Origin of the sequence: Deinococcus radiodurans R1 = ATCC 13939 = DSM 20539, from assembly GCF_000008565.1 — a bacterium.
Taxonomy (GTDB): Bacteria; Deinococcota; Deinococci; order Deinococcales; family Deinococcaceae; genus Deinococcus; species Deinococcus radiodurans.
The window spans coordinates 65,282-85,348 of sequence record NC_000958.1 but is presented as its reverse complement, the minus strand read 5'-3'; the positions used below and the strand labels follow the sequence as shown (position 1 = coordinate 85,348).

12 protein-coding genes are annotated in these 20,067 nt (G+C 62.0%); 3 read left to right on the top strand and 9 right to left on the bottom strand.

The window, feature by feature from the left end; translation table 11 throughout:
* Positions 1-13 precede the first annotated feature (13 nt).
* Both DR_RS15800 and DR_RS15795 read right to left on the bottom strand, forming a co-directional pair.
* Positions 14-2,674 (bottom strand): Ig-like domain-containing protein, encoded by a 2,661-nt coding sequence (locus DR_RS15800; RefSeq protein ID WP_010884059.1) that lies wholly within the window; start codon positions 2,672-2,674, stop codon positions 14-16.
* A gap of 712 nt (positions 2,675-3,386) precedes the next feature.
* On the bottom strand, positions 3,387-6,590 hold the full coding sequence (locus DR_RS15795; protein WP_010884009.1) for an ExeM/NucH family extracellular endonuclease: 3,204 nt from the start codon (positions 6,588-6,590) through the stop codon (positions 3,387-3,389).
* A 260-nt stretch (positions 6,591-6,850) separates the two neighbouring features.
* Here DR_RS15795 and DR_RS15790 point away from each other — a divergent pair, with 260 nt between their 5' ends.
* From DR_RS15790 to DR_RS15780, 3 genes are all read left to right on the top strand, one after another.
* Positions 6,851-8,167, top strand: a complete 1,317-nt coding sequence (locus DR_RS15790) for a lasso peptide biosynthesis B2 protein (protein ID WP_034351138.1) — start codon at positions 6,851-6,853, stop codon at positions 8,165-8,167.
* Positions 8,168-8,277: 110 nt separating this feature from the next.
* Positions 8,278-11,664, top strand: a complete 3,387-nt coding sequence (locus DR_RS15785; RefSeq protein ID WP_162177798.1) for a DUF3616 domain-containing protein — start codon at positions 8,278-8,280, stop codon at positions 11,662-11,664.
* Between the two features lie 348 nt (positions 11,665-12,012).
* Positions 12,013-12,339, top strand: coding sequence for a hypothetical protein (locus DR_RS15780; protein ID WP_010884056.1), 327 nt, complete (start codon positions 12,013-12,015; stop codon positions 12,337-12,339).
* Positions 12,340-12,343: 4 nt separating this feature from the next.
* Here the strand turns inward: DR_RS15780 and DR_RS15775 are convergent, their stop codons facing one another.
* From DR_RS15775 to DR_RS15745, 7 genes are all read right to left on the bottom strand, one after another.
* A complete protein-coding gene (locus tag DR_RS15775) occupies positions 12,344-14,533 on the bottom strand; it encodes a hypothetical protein (RefSeq protein WP_010884055.1) in 2,190 nt (729 codons plus the stop codon).
* On the bottom strand, positions 14,511-15,242 hold the full coding sequence (locus DR_RS15770) for a fimbrial biogenesis chaperone (protein ID WP_010884054.1): 732 nt from the start codon (positions 15,240-15,242) through the stop codon (positions 14,511-14,513). Before DR_RS15770 ends, DR_RS15775 begins: the two co-directional genes overlap by 23 nt.
* Before the next feature lie 41 nt (positions 15,243-15,283).
* A complete protein-coding gene (locus DR_RS15765; RefSeq protein ID WP_027480358.1) occupies positions 15,284-15,610 on the bottom strand; it encodes a hypothetical protein in 327 nt (108 codons plus the stop codon).
* A 204-nt stretch (positions 15,611-15,814) separates the two neighbouring features.
* A complete protein-coding gene (locus DR_RS15760) occupies positions 15,815-16,291 on the bottom strand; it encodes a hypothetical protein (protein ID WP_027480359.1) in 477 nt (158 codons plus the stop codon).
* Between the two features lie 138 nt (positions 16,292-16,429).
* Positions 16,430-17,662, bottom strand: a complete 1,233-nt coding sequence (locus tag DR_RS15755) for a transposase (protein ID WP_063653036.1) — start codon at positions 17,660-17,662, stop codon at positions 16,430-16,432.
* Between the two features lie 232 nt (positions 17,663-17,894).
* On the bottom strand, positions 17,895-19,070 hold the full coding sequence (locus DR_RS15750; protein ID WP_063653099.1) for an IS4-like element ISDra7 family transposase: 1,176 nt from the start codon (positions 19,068-19,070) through the stop codon (positions 17,895-17,897).
* A gap of 4 nt (positions 19,071-19,074) precedes the next feature.
* The gene (locus DR_RS15745; RefSeq protein ID WP_010884019.1) at positions 19,075-20,058 is read right to left on the bottom strand and encodes an IS4-like element ISDra1 family transposase; all 984 of its coding nucleotides are present in this window, start codon (positions 20,056-20,058) and stop codon (positions 19,075-19,077) included.
* Positions 20,059-20,067 lie beyond the last annotated feature (9 nt).

Sequence of the window (20,067 nt, the reverse complement as noted above, 5' to 3'; positions counted from 1 at the left end):
ATGCTCCTTGGATTCAGGGCCGGGTAATGAAGTGGTAGACAGTGCTGACACTCTGCGTGACGCCGCCGGGAACAATCTTGGTGGTGTCCGGGTCGCTATACACCGAGTAAGCCACGACAGGGTTGGTGGTCGATTCCGGCAAAGTTGGATCAAGGAGACGGTAGGTATAAGCGCGGTGAAGCATCCACGAGTACCGCCGATTCGTCTGGAGCGGCTGTGGCGCCAGGCCAGAGCGCACCCGGGTGAGGTCGTGAGGGACTTTGACCACGTCACTCGCCACGTCATAGGTTACCCACTTGGCGTAATCCCGGGTGTCGTTATCGGCGCCGATCACCTTGAAGGTCCCGCCCTGGCCCACAATGCGCAGGGGCGGCGCGTCCGTATTGCCGACGGAAGTAAAAGCGTCGCTGACGCGCAGATCAAAGCGCAGCCCCGTGGCGCCACCCTCAAAAGCATTGGTCTTAAACGTGTACTCAGGGAGGAGACTGACATCCGTCTGCTCCGAACCCGGACTGAGGAGCTGTGGCTTAAACGGAGGCAAAATCCGCGTGCTGGCCTGTGATGGCGTAGCACTCAAGGCTTCGTTACTTCCGATAGCTTTAACCCGGTAGTAATAGTCCTGACCGACTTGCAGAGTGGCAGTATTATCGCTGGCCGTGCAACGCTTGGTCGAAGTGCGGCACTGCGCTACACCAGCAAACGCCACTTCACTGTATGGACCTTGCGGCGCCACCGCGCGCAGAACGCGGAAGCCAGTCAAGCCAGCAGTGGTACTCGGCATATCCCAGGACACGCTCACCCAGCTGTTCGTGTCCGGGAAAATATTTTTACCTTCTCCTTGAGTGCTGGGGTCAGTGACTCCATAAATGTAGTTGATGCGTTCACCGTTGGTATAGGCGATAGCGCTTACTCCAGTGGGCGCTGTCACAGCACCGGGCGCACTGCTCCGCTCAAGGCGAACCGGGATCAAATAAGCCGAACGGTTGTTATTAAAATCCAGCGAAGAGACCTGTACATAAATATCGCCTTGAAGCCCGGCTGTGTCGAGCGTCATCAGACCGCTGTCCTGACTTTCCATGCCCGGATTCACTTTGCCAGCATCAATACTGGCCAGCGCACTGCGCAGTTCGGTCATCTGCCCAGTGGCATCGAAATTCACGACCGAAAACATCAGGTACTTGAGCTGAAGTGGAGCTGGGTTTTCAGCGGTTGTGTAAGCCCTCAGTTGAATATCGTTGTTCATTACAGTGCCGGGAGTCAGCACTTTCCAATCCACAGCAGTTCCATCCGCAGCAAGGGCAGTAGGCGTCAGGACAGCCAGCTTGGCCGTTGCTTTCCCGGCTGTAGGGTTCTGAGCATCAAACTGGGCAATCTTGAGGCGTTGATTGACGCCCGCTTTTGCAACTGCACCATTAAATTCCGAACCTGCCGCATTAGCTTTACTGAAAACTAAGTCGTAGGTTCCTTCTGGAATATTCAGAAATTGAGTAAAACCACTCTTATCAGTTTGAGTCTCAGCCAACACCTTTGTGCGATCACCACTATGATAGATACGAACTGTAGAATCGCTGACTCCTTCGCCACGGTTCGAACGAATCAGATCGACCATCAAACCAGCCGGGCCACTCCCAATAAATGGAACATTTGCTGTAGAGATTTTAATATTTAGTCTACTGGTCGTTTGCGCGGTATTTCCACTGGTGTCCGTAGCAACCGCACGAATGACGTGCTCTCCGTTATCGGCAGCTGTATAAGCGGACTTCCACTCATAAGGCGCCTCGGTAACAGTCCCTAGGAGTTTGTCACCATCATAAAAAGTAACGTCCCGGATGCCGACATTGTCTTCAGCGGCGGCGCGAAAAGTGACGGAGCCTGCCGACGTCAACTCGATGGGATCTAATGTCAGTGATACTGTTGGTGCTATCTGATCATCAGGCAAAGGCGCAGGATTATCTGTCACTGCAAACATCAGCTTAAATCTAAAGGGATCTAGCTTTGAATCAGCAGCCATAGGCAGTCGGGCAGCGAAAGTGACGACCTGGGTTCCTCCAGGAGCCAACTGTCGCCCTTGCCAGCCCTGATGAAAGACCTGTGCGATTGTGGTCCCAGGCGGCGGGTTTATGACCAGATCACGGGTATCAAGCTTGGTCACTAGGGGGGTAGCGTCCAGATCTATTTCATTGGCGCCAGTAGCACTATTAAACCGATGTGCTGTATCCAGCTGCAATTCTAAGGCTCTTGAGCTGGCATCGCTCCCGTCAAAGTACTGCACCGCTTTAAATGGAGTTGCCCCCACAGTAGCGTCGTTTCCATCCGTATCGACAGGGACATAGGTGGGAACCGTTAAGGGTTGTCCAGTTTCGTTACTCACCTTAAACGAAGCGCGCAAATAACGTGTGCGGCTCAACTCATCGGTGTATGTTCCCGTCGACAAAGGAGTAAATTTAAGCCCTTGAATATCGTTAGTTTGAGAGCTCAGACCAGTCCTGAAAATTCTGCTCTCAGGCGCCGCAGTCGTAGCGCCATTGACACTCAATTCATACAATCCAAAGCTCTGTAACTGCCTTGCAGGAGCTACGATCGGCGAAGGCTGGGGAGAAGTGTTGCCAGGGGTAGAACCGCAGGCAGCCAACGTCAGAAGACCCAAAAGAACTAAAGATCTGGACACTTTCATTTATATCCTCGAAACATCACAACTTGTAAGATGAACGGTTTTTAATACAATGGGCCGTCTTGATGTGTGCTTCTCCCACCAGGGCCGATAGGGAGAGAGTAAAGCAAGGTCATGGTTTTCCAGCTGCCCAGATCCTTTATTTGAGGGGCTTCGTACTTACTGGCAAGACTGGTTTTCTCAGCTTCCTCTGAGAAGTTTGCTTGCGGCTTAGCTTCACTTATTTGCATAACTGATCCAAGTTGCGGGAATAAAAAGACAGACCCGACCTCCTCAGTAAGCCGAGGCCAGATAAGCTTTTTGCGCCTTCGCGGGGCACAGAAGCCGATTAAATTTTCCGACTTATTTACTATATGTGAAAAATGGGAACAGATAAATGGCCTGGGTGTATAGATGTAACTTCCAAGCAAAGAGTTGAGGAGTAAAATTGATGAACTTTATCAAGAAGTTTACATGTATGTTTTCTGAAGACCCAACACTTTCCAAACGATATTTGTCACAGCATCCTGACAGCCGTATGAGAAAAGTTTCTTAAAAGTATTTGTCTAGACATTCTCAAGCTGAACTCACCAACAATTTGACTGTTTGGGGGCTAACAGAGAAAAGAAGGCTGGCCGGAGGGAAAGGTTAAGCCAAGGAGATGGACTATAAGGACGCAAAAAAGCTGCCCGGTCTAAGACTGGGCAGCTCAAGCCTTCAAGCTCAACTTTGGTTTTTAGCGGCTTCCAAGTCCATCGAAAGTGTCAACTGGAAAACTGTCCCACTCGGTCGCTGCGCTAAAGGGATCATTCGGGTTGCTATCGCCTGAAACGATGCCACTCTTACGGCGCAGAGTAACGTCCGCGCCCCACATGCTCTGTACCCCGACCTGACCAAACGAATCGATGACCACGCCACTCTTTTTCAGCACAATGGCGTCATCACCATTGAAATTGGTCACACTACTGACAGTTCCCCTGGCTTTGAGCTCAGGTACAGCAGAACCGTTGACCAGGACCAAGACAGCGCCAGGAGCCAGGCTCCCAGTGAGCTTCTGTGTATTTGTGGCCTTCGTCGCGCCGTTGGCATACAGTTCGACCGTATAAGCACTCAAATCAAGAGTGTTTGCTGTCGGATTGTAGAACTCCAATGCTTTGTTATTACTGGTTCCTTCGACGTACTCGCTGATAATCAGATCACTGCCAGTCGAGCTGGGGGGAGGAGTACCGCCTACGCTCACCGTGACGTTGAGGGTCGCAGTCGCCGTCAGGCCACCTGCACCTGTGGTCGTCACCGTCACCGGGTACGTTCCGGCTGCCGTGCCCGCAGGCGCCGTGACGCTCACGGTGAACGTCCCGTTGGGGCTCACCGAAGTCGCCGAGGGCGCGACCGTCAGACCCGCGCTGTTCTGGGTGCTGACGGTGAAGTCGGCGCCACTGTAGTTCTGGGTGCTGGTCGTCAGGGTGCTGCTCACGGCTGCGCCGCCCGCCGTCACCGTCAGGGCGCTGGGGTTGGCGCTCAGCGCCGTGGTCGGTGCCGGAGTGGGAGTGGTCCCTGCGTCGGCGGTCAGGTTCAGGCCGACAAGCACCGGGTCGTGGTCGCTGGCGCGGAAGGGATTGGTCGGGTCGAACAGATCGATGCCCGTGCAGTTGGTTCCAGTGCAGCCCGCAACCTTCTTGAACTCGGTGTTGTAGTCGGCGATAACCGGCTCGTCGCTGTTGACGTGCCACTCGGTGATGCCGCTCACTTGAGCGCTGAGGTTCTGGCTCGCCAGCGCGTGGTCAAGGTAACCGAACAGGCCATTGAACTGGTAGCTGTAACGGTCTTCTGCGGGAATACGCAGGTTCAGGCTCTCGAATCCGCCGCCTTGCAGCACTTTGATGGGGTCTTCCGCGCCGTAGGCATTGAAATCCCCCAGCAGCAAGACGTCCTGGTCGCCGCTTTTTTGCTTCACGGTATCGACGAAGCCCAGCAGCGCCTGAGCCTGCCGCACGCGCAGTTGATTCCAGCAGCCCTGGCCCGTGTCCACGTCGCCGGACGTGGGGCAGCTGCCTTTGCTCTTGAGGTGGTTGGCGATCACGCTGAAGACGCCGCCCGTGGTCTTGTCACGGAACGTCTGGGCGACGGGCGGGCGCGAGAAGACAGAGTTGTTGTCGGTCATGAACTGGCCGACCGGCGTGACCTTAGACGGCTTGTAGATGATGGCGACTTTGATGGCGTCGGTACCGACGGAGCCCGTCGTCACGGCGGCGTAGGTCCCGGCGCCGGCTTTCTCATTGAGCGCCGCGACAAGGTCGTTGAGCGCCGTATCACCATTGTTCTGCACTTCCATCAGCGACAGCACGTCGGCGTTCAGGGTGGTCAGCGTGGTCGCCATCTTGGCGCGTTGCCGGGCCAGCTCACCGGCGTTGTTTGCGCCGCGGTCCGTGCTGCCGCCGTAAGTCGTGAAGTAGTTCAGGACGTTGGCACCGCCCACCCGCAGGCTGCCACCGACGTCATGCGGCAGGGCGTTGCTGGCGCGGCTGTTGGCGGAGACGAACTCGACCGCTCCCTCCGGCTCCAGCATGGGCTGATTGGCAACCGAATGCCACACGCCGCTCAGGCCGGTGACCGTGTCGCCCGTGCGGCGGGTCCGCTCGGCGCTGAGGTAGTTCAGGTCCAGCGGGTTTTGTGCGCTGACGCCGTCATCGAGTGTGATGGTACTCTGCTCGCTGGCGCTGGCGTTCCCGTTGGTGGGATTGAACATGCGCCCGGCGTTCGATAGGTCGAGTTGCCCGTAGCGGCCATAGGTGTAGTTGTTGGTGATGGTCAGCGTTTCGGGGAAGCGCACGCGCATGCCCTCATAACGCTCCTGTTGCGTCTTGTCGAGCGGCAGCTTCAGCTCGGCGGCAGGCGGCAGCGCCAGGCCGGAAAGCAGTTTGGTCACGGTGGGCGCCGTCATCTGGGTGGCGCCGCCGTATTCGGCCACCGTGCCGCTGACCCGCACGCGGTCGCCCGCGCTGAGCGCCGGGCAACTCGCCGCGCAGTAGACGAACAGGCCGTCGCTGGTGGTCTCGTCCCTGTCGGCGTCGATGCCCTCTTCCTGCACGAAAAAGCCGCTCAGACCAGGCTCGACCGCTGTCACGACGCCTTCGATGGTCTGCGCGCCGGTCAAGGCTGCGGGCCGGTCGCCGCCGGGGGTCTGGCCCTGAACCGCACCGATGTTGGTCAGCGTGGTGCTGGGCACGTTGTCGGCCACGGTGAAGACCAGGTCGAACGAAAAGGGGTTGTCCTGAGAGTTGCTGGCCGCTGGAATGCTCGCGGCGAGGGTGACCTGCCCGGTCGCGCCCGCCGGCAGGGCGCCCATCTTCCAGCCGGTGTGCGAGGTGCCGGCGAGTTGCAGGCCCGCAGGCAGGTTGACCTGCACGCTGCCGCTGTCGAGGTCACGGAGCAGCTGAGTCTTGACCGCCGTCTTGGGGTCGTTCGACGAGTCGAAGGCCAGCAGCGGCGCGCGGCTCGAAGCATCGCTGCCGTCGAAGTAGCGCACGTTCTTGAACGCCGTGGTGCCGATGGTCCCGCCCGCGCCTTCGGTGTCGACCGGAATGAAGGTCGGCGCGGCGAGGGGCTGGTCACTGGTGTTGGTCACGTCGAACGTCGCCCACATCCGCAGGGTGTTGTTCGAGCTGTCGACGTAGTAGCCGTAGTTGTTGCTCTTGAAGCTCAGGCCGCCCACTTCAGTCGCCTGAGCGCCCAAGCGCTGCACGCTGGCCTGCTTGATGGCGCTGCCCGCCCCGCTGAGGCTGAGCTGGTACACGCCGAGGCTGCTGCGGGAAGTACCGCTGGTCACGGGCCCTGGGGCAGGCACCGCCGCGCCTGTGCCCGCAGGCTGCTGGCTTCCGCAGGCACTCAGGGCCAGAAGGCCAGCCAGCAAGAGGGCATTGGCGGCGCGCTTACCAGACATTGCTGTTACCACCAGTAGGACGGGAGCCGCCGGGGCCGATGGGCAGGCTGTAAATCAGGGTCATGGCCTTCCAGGGGCCGAGGTCCTGCACGGCAGGGGCCTGGTAGGGGCGGGGTTCAGGCTTAACAGCAGTCTTCTGACAATGTTCTGACATGTATAAACTCCTTAAGAAGATGAAGGGCTGCGCCAGCTTACCCTCAAATCGTCAGGGAAGTGCAAGGTTCTCTCATGACGCTCTGCGCGTGCTGTACTGGGCGCCTATGGATTCCCTGTCCGAAGTGCTGCGACGGACCTTCGCTGCGCCCAGCGAGGTCACCGCGGACGACCTCCCCACCCTGCGCCAGCTCCATCTGGGGGGGTACCTCCGCCCGCGCTTGCCGCAGGGCCACCCACTGCGCGGTGCGCTGAAAATGGACGCCGTGCAGCTCGCCGCGCGCCACGCCCTCATCAAAAGCGAGGTCCGGCCCCTGTTGCAGCTCTGGGCCGATGCCGGGGTGCCGGCCCTGCTGTTCAAGGGCTTCGCGCTGGCCGAATTCGACTACGCGACCCCCGCCGAGCGCTTTTACGGCGACTTGGACCTGCTGCTGCCGAATGACCCCGACCTCATCAGCCGCGCCGTTCACCTCGCGCTGGCCCACGGCTGGCGCAGTGACGGTCAGCACGCCAGTCCGTCCACCTGGACGCATGAATGCGCGCACCTCGTGAGCCCGAGTGGGCAGGCCAAGCTCGACGTTCACCGCTTCGTCACGACCTGGGAGGTAGGGCCGCAAGAAAGGATGCAGGCGCTCACCCGGCAGATGTGGGCCTCGGCGGTGCCGACCGATTGGGCCGGCGTGCCTGTCTTGCTCCCCTCCCCCGCCGACCGCGCGGTGCTGACGCTGGCCGTCAGCCGCTGCTGGGGGGGCGACGCGGGGGGACTGAAGCCCGCCGATGTTCCTGACTTGCAGGTGTTGCGCGAACGGCACCGGTTGACCGATGAGGCGCTGGCGCGGCGGGCGCAGGAACTCGGGGTCAGCCAGACCTGGGCGGCCTTTCTCAGGGTCTGTCAGCCCGCTGGCCCGGAGTTGGCGAGCGCCTTGCAGGGTCGCTTGCCTGTCCTCCTGGACGCCGCGCGGCGCGACGGACGAGACCACCGTGCTCTGCTCTGGCGTGCCCGGCTCCGCAACGCCCCCCGCCGCGCCGTCTGGATGCTGCGGCTGCTGCCGGACGTGTATGCGGCGGCCCGGGTCGGACGACAGGGCGGAGACCCCCGCGCGGCCCTGCGGCCCTGGGGCCAGCCGGTCTCAGGCCGCCTCAGCCTGAGTGCCCAGAACGACCTGATCGGCGCGGTGAACTGGTGGACGCGGCTGCTCTATCCCCGGCAGTCCCGGCGCGGCGTGTGCGTCCCGCGAGCGACGGCAACCTACCGGGCACTGCGCCGCTACGGCCACCCCGCCGTATTCGTCAGCGGCGTGGCCCGGACCCCGACCGGCCTGACGGGGCACGCCTGGGTCGAAGACGACCGCGGCGTGATGGAGAGCTACGGCGAGCCGCTGGTGCGTCAGCGGTTTACCGAGTCCTTCCGGGTGCCTGAATAAATCACGTTCAACCAGCTCTCTCCAGCACGCCGACAGCCAGCTGACACCGGAGATCTACCTTGACCACCTTTGACGGCCAGACGCCTGAAAGACCTCAAGGAGATCAGAGAATGCCCAAACCCCCGAAGCTCGCCCTGTGTGCCCTGCCCCTGATGCTCAGCCTGATGATGGCCGGCTGCGGACAACCACTGCCCAGCTCGCCGGCCAAACCGGAACATTCAGCGGCCAGTCCGGCTCCCCAGGCCAGAACACGGGTGGGGCAACTGTACGAACTTCAATTCCGCCGCGACGGTCAGGGCGGCCCGGTCACGTCCTCGATTTCGGTGCCCGGCCAGTTGAGCGCGCAGGCCACCCGCTTGGTGGACAACCAGCTGGCCTTCAGCTACGTCTCCTCGGGGACGCTGCATCAGGACGGACAGTGGTTCGTTCGCGTGACCTACCACGTCACGAACACGTCGGCCCAGACCATCACCAATCTGGGACTCGTTCCCCTGGATACCGACGCGGTGGCGGGCGCGACGCCAACCATCTCTCCTACGGTCGGCGCGACCTATTTCAAGGACGTCAAGCATTTTGACGGCTCAGACGCCGCGGATCAGGCGGCCTCGCTGGTGCCAGGGCAGGCGCGTGACGCGAGCGGTCAGGTGGACACAGCCGCCACCCCTTATCAGCCCATCGACACCGCCGGACAGACCATCGCCCTCCCGGCGGGCTTGCAACTGGGCAGGGGCGGCCTCTCCCCCAGCGGCTGGCAAACCAGCGGCGTTCTGGCCCCGGGCGCCAGCACCGACGTGACCTTTGCCACGCAGATGCCGGCCACCTCAGGCACGACCGACCCGTTCTTTTACACGGTGGTGTTCACGGCGGTCGGCAGCGTGGACGTGCCGGTGACCCTGACGCCGACGCCCGGCGCCAACTCGAAGGTGAAGTTGCCGGCGAGCAGTCCCGCGTATGTCAGCGGCACTCTCGGCGATCCGACGGATCCAGCCAGTGTCCAGGGCCTGACCTTTACGGTGGCAGACAGCGACGCCGACGCGGCGGGCCTGACGGTGACCGCGACCAGCAGCAACCCCAGCGTCGGGGCGGCCACCCTCAGCGGCAGCGGAAAGACCCGTCTCCTCAAGATCAGCCCCCGGCAGACCGGGTACGCCGATATCACCGTTACCGTTGCCGACGGCGACCGCGCCTCCGCCAGCTACGTGGTGCACTACGCGGCGAGTCAGGCGGCGGGCACAACGTCTAGCACCCGCTTTTTCAGTGGGGCCAGCAACGCTTCGAGCGCTCAGGAAGTCGGCGACGGGTACATGGTGGTGGCCGACGACGAGTTCAATGTGCTGAGTCTTTATCCCCAGGCGACGTCCAGTGCGCCGGTGGCCCAGTTCGACTTCAGTTCCCTGATGAACCTGACCGACACCGCCAACCCCGAGATGGACCTGGAAGCCAGCGCCCGGCTGGGCAACCGGATTTTCTGGATGGGGTCGCAAAGCAACAGCAAGAGCGGTAAGGCGCGTCCCAATCGCAACCGGGTGTTTGCGACCGACCTTCAGGGCTCGGGCGCGGCGGCCACCCTGAACTTCGTGGGGTCTTACGATCATCTACGCGACGATCTGCTCGCCTGGGACCGGGCCAACGGCAACGCCCTGGGACTGGGGGCCAGCGCCGCCAGTGGCGTCATTCCTGAGGCCGACGGCGGCGTGGGGTACAACATCGAAGGTCTGGCCTTCAAACCGGGCAGCAGCGTGGCCTACCTGGGATTCCGAGCGCCGCTGGAACCGTCCGGCACGCGCAACGCTGCGTTGATCGTTCCCGTCACCAACTTCACCGAGCTGGTCACGGGAACGGCCCGCACCGCCACCTTCGGGGCTCCTGTGCAACTCGACCTGGGCGGGCGCGGCATCCGTGAGCTGAAGTGCAACGATCAGGGCTGCCTGATTCTGGCGGGGCCAGCCAGCGGGGGCAGCTCGTTTGCGCTGTACTCGTGGAACGGCCAGAGCAACGGCGCGGCGCATCTGCGCAATGACCTGCAAGCCCTGGCCACCAGCATGGACGGCAGCCTGGAAAGCATCGTTACGATGCCTGCGGGCAACCCCGACAGCGACGCCTTGACCGGGCAGCCGGTGCAGGTGCTGACCGACAATGGCGACAGCGTGTATTACGGTGACGGCAAGATCGCCAAAGACCTGGTCGCCCCGGCGCAGGACTGGCAGAAATTTCGCGCCGAGACCGTGATTGTCGGTGCCCTGCCGGCCCAGACCTGCACCGTCAGCAACCTGAGCGTGACCCCAGACAACTCCACCCTGCCGGTGGGCGGCACCCAGACCTTCAAGGCAATCTACACCACGTCACCGCCCAACTGCGCCGTCAACGTCAGCTGGAGCAGCAGCGACCCAAGCAAGCTGACGGTGGACGAGCGCGGCGTCGCGCGAGCGGAAGCGGCGGGCACGGTGACCCTGACAGCCACGGTCACGCCCGGCAGCGGCGCCCCGGTGAGCGCCAGCACGGGCGTGACCGTCAGCGCTCCCGTGACCAGCCTGCCCAACGTGGCGGTGTACCGCGTCGGGGACGGCAGCGCCAAACTGACGAGCGCCGCCACGCCCGTTTTCGTGGACATCATCAATCCCAACGACGGGTCGCTGGTCCGGACGCTGAGCCTGCCGACCAGCACCAGTGGCAGCAACAGGCCGCTCCTGGCCAGCGGCACCGCCAGCAGTGAAGGGATGCTGACGCGCTCGGCGGACGCTCATTACCTGGTATTGACCGGCTACGCGGCCAGCGTCGGCCTGGCGAATGTCAAGGCGAGCGACAGTGCGACCACACCTCGCGTGATCGGGCGTCTGGACAGTGCCGGCACTGTGGACACCACCACGACCCTTCCCGACGCCTACAGTGGCGACAATATCCGGAGCGCCGCCAGCACAGATGGCCGCAGTTTTTATGTCACTGGCGGCAACAGCGGCGTGCGGCTCTACGCGCTGGGCGCCAGCAGCGGCCTCAGCATCAGCAGCGCCGCGTCCAACCTGCGTCAACTGGGCATCTTCGGCGATCAACTGTACGTGTCGAGTGGCAGTGGCAACGGCACGAAAGGGCTCTTGAGCGTAGGAAATGGCCTGCCCACGACCGGGAACCAGACCGTCAGCCGCCTGCCGGGTCTGTCCGACAGCGTTACCGGCGACAGCTACGGCTTTTTCTGGGCCGATCTGGACGGCCTGCCCGGTGCGGATACCCTGTACATTGCCGACGCCACGAGCGGCCTGCAAAAATTCAGTCTGCAAAACGGAACCTGGGTGGCTTCGGGCGTTGCCAGCGGTAGTTATATCGGGCTGGCTGGCGTGCAGCAGGGCAATACCGTGACGCTGCTGGCCACCAATGCCGGCAGCCTGGTCAAACTGACCGACACTTCCGGCTTTTTGAAGTCCCTGAGCGGCACTCCCACCCTGCTCAGCCCGGCGAAAGCCAATACCGCCCTGCGCGGCGTGGCTCTGGCACCGCTGCCCTGATTCATTTCGCTCCAATCGCCAGCATTTCTTGACTGACCTCGCTGCTGAAGAAAAATCCTGGTCAGCGACGCAACCAACGAAGTGATTGGAACTCTTTGACGCTTCTGGCTCCGCCCACACCTTGGCATCTCGCACTGGTGTGGGCCTCGCCATTGCGGTCCCGTTGGGACAAGGCACAACTCATGTCTGCGTCACTTGTTTTCCGCATCCCATCCCTGAAGACTAGCCGCTCGGAACCCGGCTTAGGCCTTCATCCTTCGCCCTGAAAGCTTCCCGAAAGACTCGCCCGATTAACGTGCTCCACAGTCGGGGCCGGCCTATCGAGCGCCGCCCCTGGAGGAGTCATACATGTTCTCGACTGCACAACGGGCTGGCTTCTGGTTGATGGTGCTCACCGCTTTTCACGCGCAGGCCGCTTCGGTCACTTTGAACCTGAGCGTCAGCGTGGCGGAAAGTTGCCAGGTGCAGGCGGTCAGTGAGGCACATCTGACGCTGCTGTGTACCTCGGGCTTCACGCCGGCCTCCCCGCTGGCCCTCCCCGAGGTGGCGGCGCGTATCCCGGCGGCTCCGTGGCAGTTCCAGCGGGCCACCGCCAACCCACAGGGCGGCACGCTGAACGAGTACGTGGCCGCACCGTCCGCCGCCCTGGCTGCCGAGGGCTTCGTCTTCTACTGAAGCCTCAAGGGGCCGGCTGACAGGACGCCTTCTCTGCGCCCGCCGCCACCCTGACCAGGCAGCTGCGCTGGCCGTCCTGACTTCGTAGGGTCCCGGCAATGGGCGCGGCACTCGCGGGCAGCAGGCTGTTGCCTTCGTCGTCCAGCGGGAAGGTGCCCTGGGACGAGACAAAATCTGCACCAGCGGCCAGTTTGCCATCTTCCCAGGAGAACTGCACCCAGCGCGACACCTTGAAGTTCTGTCGCCAGTCCAGGGTGCTCAGCCCCAGCAGCGGCGGCATCAGGCGTTCGCGCTCGACCTGCACACTGACGGTCAGCGGCAGGACATTCAGGTTCACGGCAATTTCGACGAGCTGGCCGCCGGGCAGGTTGGCAATCAGCGCATCGCCCGCGCCGTCGGTCACGACCTGCTGCTGCCCGTTGACCAGCAGTTGCAGATTCGGCACGCCGGTCCGGATCAGGATGGCCCGCTGCGCCAGCGCCGGCTGCAAGCGCACCAGCCCCCCGGAGAAATTGACGGCCCCACGCGCGTAAGCCTGGGCCGAGCCGTCGGTCCTCACGTCGAACTGGGCTTCGACGGCGCGGGTGTAGCGGTAACGCAGCGCGGCGCTGAAGGGCGTGGCCACCTCCACCCCAAAGGTGTGCGCCGGCGAAGGGGTATACAGCACGTTCAGGGCGCCCCCGAGACCTGCACTGCCCGCTATAGCCCCCGCACTCGTTTGCAGCCGTGGGTTCACGAGGTAGCCCAACTGCACGCCGACCTGCCAGCCGCCCGAGCCGACGCCGCCGGAGATGGCGCCGCTGAGGCGATTGTTGAAGGTGTGGTTCACGTTCGCCGCCAGCGCCCACTGGTTGCCGGAAAAGCCCTGGGTGTACGAAGTATTCACGAACCAGTCGCGGACGTGGTAAATCGCATTCAGGCTGAGTGACCCGTCCGCGAACGACTGCGTGGGTACTACCACCAACCCGCCGAGCTGCCAGTTGCCCCGGTCGAACCGCACCCGCCCCAGGACATTGAGCTGGCTCCCAAGGACCGACGAACGGCGGTATTGCAGGCCCAGGTCGGTGTTCCAGGTGCCCTGGCTATACTCCACCCCGAAATTGGCCGTCTGCAAGTCGGGCGTCAGGCTGGCACTGCCCTGCACCGTGACGTTGCGGCTCAGGCCATAGGCAGCGCGGCCAGACACCAGCCACTGCCCGCGCTGGGTGCCGGCCCGCGCCGCGTACACCAGGGCGCCGCGGGGCAGCCCGAAGGTTTCCTGGGTGAGGTCGAGTACTTCGTCGCGCACGCCGTTGTCGTCGCTGATGACGGCCTTGAGGGTATGTGTCCCGACCTTGTCGATCCACACGTTGCGGATATTCAGACTGCCCGCCGACACACTCCGGGTCGTGACCGGCACGCCGTCGAGGAGCACGGTCACTTCGGCGTCGAGCGGCAAATCAAGCACCCACTCGGGGGCGCGGCGGCGGAACCCGGCCTGGCCTTCGATGCTCAGGCCCCGGAAATCGGTTTCGTTGAATTCGGGGGTGTTCAGGCCGGGGTCGGCGTTCCAGACGGCGCTGACCACCGCCCCAGGCCCCAGCGCGTAACGCAGCACGGCGCGTGGCTCGGAGCGCCAGGCCCCCTGAGAGTCGCGCCCCACGAACATGTCGCCGTAGACACTGAACTGCCGGGTCACGCCGCCGACGCCCAGATAGGCCTGGGCCGCCCGCACTGAAAAGCCGTTCCACTGCGGCGCTTCGGTGTTCAGATTGCCACCGAACGCCACACCCCAGGAAGGCTGTGCGGGCAGCTCACTCTGGGCCCGCAGCCGGTCGAGGTCCAGGTCGTGCCCGCCGAGTTGACGCGCCGGCAAACTCAGGCTGAGCTGCTGCTCGCCGGGATTGAAGCGCACGCGCACGCCGGGGGCCGGCGCAAAAAGCGGCTGACCGTCACACGTCAGCCGCTCGCCCAGCAGGGCCTGTTCGCTGGGGCGCAGCAGGTCCTCGGGCAGCAGCACCTGCACCTCGCCGGCGTCGTCCTGGCGCAGCCGCAGCACCTGCACCCCCCGGCTGCTCCCGTTGACCGACACCGACAGCAGCTGCTCCGGCAGGTCGCAGGTGGCCGCCCGCGCTCCGCCCAGGCCTGCACCCAGCCCCAGGGCCAGCGTCAGCGCAAGGCGCCGAGGCCGCTCAGGGCAGCGCCAGCGTTTCATGCACCTTTTCCCCCCGGGCATTGGTAAACGACAGGGTCAACGGCCCGGTCGCCGATCCCAGGTCGGAGAGCCGCACAGTCACGTCCGAGTCTTTCAGGACCGCCCAGGAATTCAGGGTCGCCTGCCGCCCGCCGCGCTCGGCCACGAAATTGTTGTACGTCTCGTGGCGATTGCCGGCGTTGGTCATCTTCAGCAGCAGGTCGCCGGTGTCACGGGTCACGGCGTAGCTGATTTTGGCCGCCGCGCTGCTGGGCGCAATGTAGACCGGCAGCGAGAACGACAGCACCAAGTTCAGGCTGGTGCCGGTGCCGCCGACATTGGGCACGCTCGCGTCGTCGCTGTTCGGTAGCTCCTGCTGGCGCACCTGCAAGCGGTAGGTCAGTTCGTCGGCCCCCGGCTTCTTGCGCAGACCCATGCGGATAATCTGCTGGCCGCCGGGCGGAATGGTGAACTCGGTGGGGTTCACGATGATGTCGCGGGTGTCTTCCAGCACCGTCTGACCGCCTTGCAGACTCCACACCTTGGGCGTGACGGTGAAGCGGGCCGGGGCACTGCCGAGGTTGTACACCGTGGTCTGCGAGTTGAGGGTCTGTTCAGAATTGATCTGGATGACGGTCGGGGCAAAGCCGAACGTCTGGGCCAGAGCGCTCCCGGTCACAGCGAGCGCGCTTCCCAGCAGCAGCCGGCGCAGATACGGAAGATAGGACATGGATTCGGTTTCCTTGAGCTTGAGGGAAGGTCCTGAAGAGGTCAGGGCTGATTGAGCAGCACCAGACTGAGCTGCGCCTGATAGGTGCCGATCTCAATCCACTGGTCGGACGCGAAGTCGAGGGGAAAAGTCAGATTCTGACTGCCGCGCAGCACTTGGCCGCGCAACTGGTTTAGGTTTCCGGAAAGAGTAGCCCGCAAAAGGGCCGAGCCCTGCTTAAAAGGAACGGTCAGCACCGGGCTGGCCTGCCCAGCATCCTGCACGCCGGACAGAAAAAGTTGAAATTCGTCGTTGGGCGTTTCACACCCGACCTGAACGGTCAGCGCGGCGCGCAGCGGTGCCAGGGCGCTGTAGGCCGGCGCCGGCACCTGAGGGGCCGCACGTTCCAGCCTGCAAGTCGCCTGAGCACTGCCGAGCAGAGCCAATATCGCTGGTGTTAACGCCGCTGCACCCATCCACCGCATCCTGTCGCCTCCCTTCAGATTATCTCAGCCGAACCTTGGCGGGCGCCCGATAAGCAGATCCCCCGGCCCTGAAGACCGGGGGCCTGAAGCAGGCTCACGCAGACCGGCTCAGTTCCAGCTGATGTCCATCGAGACGGTGTCTTTGTAGACGCCCACGGGGCTGGTCCACTGCTGCGCGGGGATGTCCACGGACACGGTGGGGGTCCAGATGTCGCCGTCAGCCGTTTCCTTCTTGGCGATGCTGCTCTTGTAGGTGTAGTTCAGGGTGTTGCTGCCGTTCTTCAGGGTGCCGTTGCCGCCCTGATCCATCGTCACGTTGGTACCGCGCTGGCAACGCAGGGTGTGGCTGGTCATCGTCCCTTCCCACTTCACGCCATTCAGCGAGTTGTACTTCCAGTCGTACTTGCCGAAGGTGGTGCCGGTCTTGTTGCTGCCGTCGGCCACTTGGCTGCTGACGTTCACGGTGCACAGCGCCATCACCTGCACGGACATGTCCATCACGAGGGGCTGGGTGCCGCTGCTGGGCACGGAAGCGGCCTGGGCGAGTCCGAAGGTCAGGGTCATCAGGGCAATCGCTTTTTTCATGGGGACACTCTCCTCATTTCGCTCACGGCAGGGCCGCTCAGCCGGTCCACAGAATCCGGTCCAAGCTTCATTTCAGGATCAGAAATGAGAAGGTGAACGAAACTGAGAACAGCTTAAGAATCAATGGTTCGTGCAGTTTTAGGCGGCTTTGAGGCCGAAATTTAGCGGACTGGACGGCAGATGTTCTAATTCTTCAAAGCGGGCCGAGAGATCCAACTTGGACAAAATCACTTGGGCCAGCAGGGCGTTATACGCCCTGCGTTTCATGTCTTCGAGACTGAACACCAGATTCTGTCCGCCCTCTGCTGCTCGCAGGGCCTCAAGGCGACAGAGGTTCAGGGTCAGCAAGACCACGTTCCAATGCGCCTCAATGCCTGGCTGTGACCGCAATTGCACATCCTGGCCTCCCAGGAACTGCTTGGCATCCCGGAAGATCAGTTCAATCTCGAAACGGCTCCGGTACAGCGCAATGACCTCATGAGCGGGCATCGTCACAGCGGTGCTGAACAGCACCGCGTAACCCGTCACTTGACCCTTTTTACCGACCTGCTGGATGACGACTGCACGCACTTCTCGCGCCCACTGCACGCTCCAGACCACCTGAGTCCACACCCGCTCGGTCGACGTTTCAGAAACGAGGTCAAAGCGCTGCAAGTCGCTGAAATCCACCTTGCCGTCGAACTTTTTTGGCCGTCCGCGTCGTCTGGGATGCTCGCCGGTATAGAGATACTTGAGGTTGGCGTTGCGAGGAAATCTGGAGATGAATGGGAGACCGTGACCGGTCACGGTCTCCACCATGGATTCTTTCGCATAGTTCCCATCCGCAACCACAGCGGCCAGATCAAGCCGTGGAACAGTCTGGAGATCAAGCAACACGTCATCCAGCTGGTCAGCGGCCTGTTCCAGACGACTCGGGGCCTCAGACCCGGTCCGGGTCTGACGGACATCGACCGTAAATGCCTGTCGGTGCTGGACGTCAATCAGGGCACAGCAGGATTGCTCGATCCCACGTTCGGTCCGTGCGGCACAGCCATTCCAGAACGAGCCGAGGTGTGCGGTGTGCTGACCAGATTTGCGGTGAAAAGAGGCGTCGATGGCCAGAACGCACAGTGGGCTGATCAGCCCACTCTCAATCGCCGTGCTCACAGTCGCCCGGTGTACTGCGCCCCAGGGAATGGCCCCGGGGTCACTTCGGTGCAGCCAACGACGGATCGTACTCTCTGAGCAGGCCGCATATCGGGAGAGGTTCAGGACGTTCAGCCGTCCAGGAACAGCGAGAAATACGCTAAGCAGCACGGTCAGAAAATTCCGCTGCGTCTTGCGCAGCGGGACCGCGCTGAGAACGTACTGTAGGATAGCCATTAGACCCATTGGAAGCGGTGTGTTCACAGCCCCATTTTCGGTGGGTCTTTCTTTGTGACCTCAAAACTGCACGAACCATTGTAAGAATGGCGAGCAGAACCTGTCAATTTCACCCCCCGACAGGACGTTGGAAACTGACGTTAGCAGGATGTTAAAATCCAGTGAGGCCCTCAGAACAATGGTTCGTGCAGTTTTAGGCGGCTTTAAGTCCGAAGTCCAGCGGACTGAACGGCGAATTCGCTCATTCTTCAAAGCGAGCCGAGAGGTCCAGATTGGATAAAATGACCTGGGCCAGCAGGGCGTTATACGCCCTGCGTTTCATGTCTTCGAGACTGAACACCAGATCCTGCCCGCCACCTGCCGCTCGCAGGGCCTCCAGTCGGCAAAGATTCAGGGTCAGCAGCACCACGTTCCAATGCGCCTCGATGCCCTGCTGTGACCGCAGTTGCACATCCTGGCCCCCCAGGAACTGTTTGGCATCCCGGAAGATCAGTTCGATCTCAAAGCGGCTTCGATACAGCGCCATGACCTCATGAGCCGGCATGGTCACAGCGGTGCTGAACAGCACCGCGTAGCCGGTGACCTGACCCTTTTTACCAATCTGCTGAATGACGACTGCGCGCACTTCCCGCGCCCACTGCACGCTCCAGACCACCTGCGTCCACACCCGCTCAGTCGGCCTTGCAGAGACGAGGTCGAAGCGCTGCAGGTCACTGAAGTCCACCTTACCGTCGAACTTCTTCTTTCGCCCCCGTCGTCTGGGATGCTCACCGGTGTAGAGGTCGTTGAGGTTGGCGTTGCGAGGCAATCTGGAGATAAACGGGAGACCGTGACCCGTCACGGTCTCCACGATGGGTTCCTTCGCGTAATTCCCGTCGGCAACGACAGCAGCCAGATCAAGCTGTTGAACAGTCCGGAGATCGAGCAGCACGTCATCCAGCTGATCGGCGGTCTGTTCCAGACGAGTTGGAGCCTCAGACCCGGTCAGGGTCTGACGGACATCGACCGTCAAGGCCTGCCGGTGCTGGACATCAATGAGGGTACAACAGGATTGCTCGATTCCGCGTTCGGTCCGCGCGGCACAGCCATTCCAGAACGAGCCGAGGTGTGCGGTGTGCTGACCGGCTTTGCGGTGAAAAGAGGCGTCGATGGCCAGAACGCACAGTGGGCTGATCAGCCCACTCTCGATTGCTGTACTGACAGTCGCCTGGTGTAACGCGCCCCACGGAATGGCCCCATCGTCACTTCGGTGCAGCCAACGACGAATCGTACTCTCCGAGCAGGCTGCATACCGGGAGAGATTCAGGGCGTTCAGCTGTCCAGGAACAGCGAGAAAAACGCTGAGCAGCACGGTCAGGAAATTCCGCTGCGTCTTGCGCAGCGGGACCGCGCTGAGAACGTACTGTAGGATGGCCATCAGCTCAGTAGGTGACAACTTCACTTTCAGCCGCTCCTGGCGGGCAAAAAGCCTGGATGAACACCTCCAGGATCGCCATGAACTGTTGGGGTTTCCACCGTAGGGCATCCACGAGATGCTGAGCACCGTGCCGCACCAGACTGACCGCTCTCCGACCATGCTTCAGAACGGGGATGGGCCAGGTCTGGCTCAGCCAGACCCCCAGGCGCAAACAGAACATCCAAGCCAATGTCACCAGGCCGAAGAGTCGCTGTAGACGGCTCCTTTCCGTCATTCCGGTTCGCTCTAAGTCAAAGCCTCGCTTTTTGAAACTGCTGAAGGTGCACTCAATCGACCAGCGCTGTTTGTAGAGCCTCCAGGTCTTCCGAGCACTGAAATCTGTGGCGATGATGACGAGGTCACCCACAGGTGACCTCGTTGCGACCACCCGCATCAACTCCCCGAACACGAACACCTTTTCGCCAATCTCGTGAAAATGACCGTGCTGGACGTGCTCAAACCACTCTTTCCCCTTCATGTCGTCTAGCATGTCGGTCTGTCGGATACGAATTGCCCTCTTGATGCCCTGACGACGAAGAAAGCGGAACCATTCCGCGCCGATGAACTCCCGATCGGCCACCAGACCCAGCCAGCGTTTCGCTGGCCAGGCCCGAAGGAGCTTCAACACCAGCCACATTCGAGCGTAGGTGTGACTGTTCCCAGACTGGTCGAGAGGCACCCAGATGAGCGGCAGGGTGAAGCCGTGAACCACGGCTCCAAGCACCAGAAAGTTGATGGGCGTTTCCCCGTGCTCCCAATTGGTGCGGTCCAGACTTAGCAAAACCTTCCCCGGTGGAAGATGGACGACAAGCAGAGCGATGAAAAAGCCCCTGTCCAGCTGCTCATCCCGGAAGGTGCGGTCTGCTCGTCTCTTTTTGCCCTGCGGGGTACTCATCCCCGGCATATGGGCACTCAGGTCGTGATGATTGACGCGAGGAGCGTCAATCATCGCCAGGAG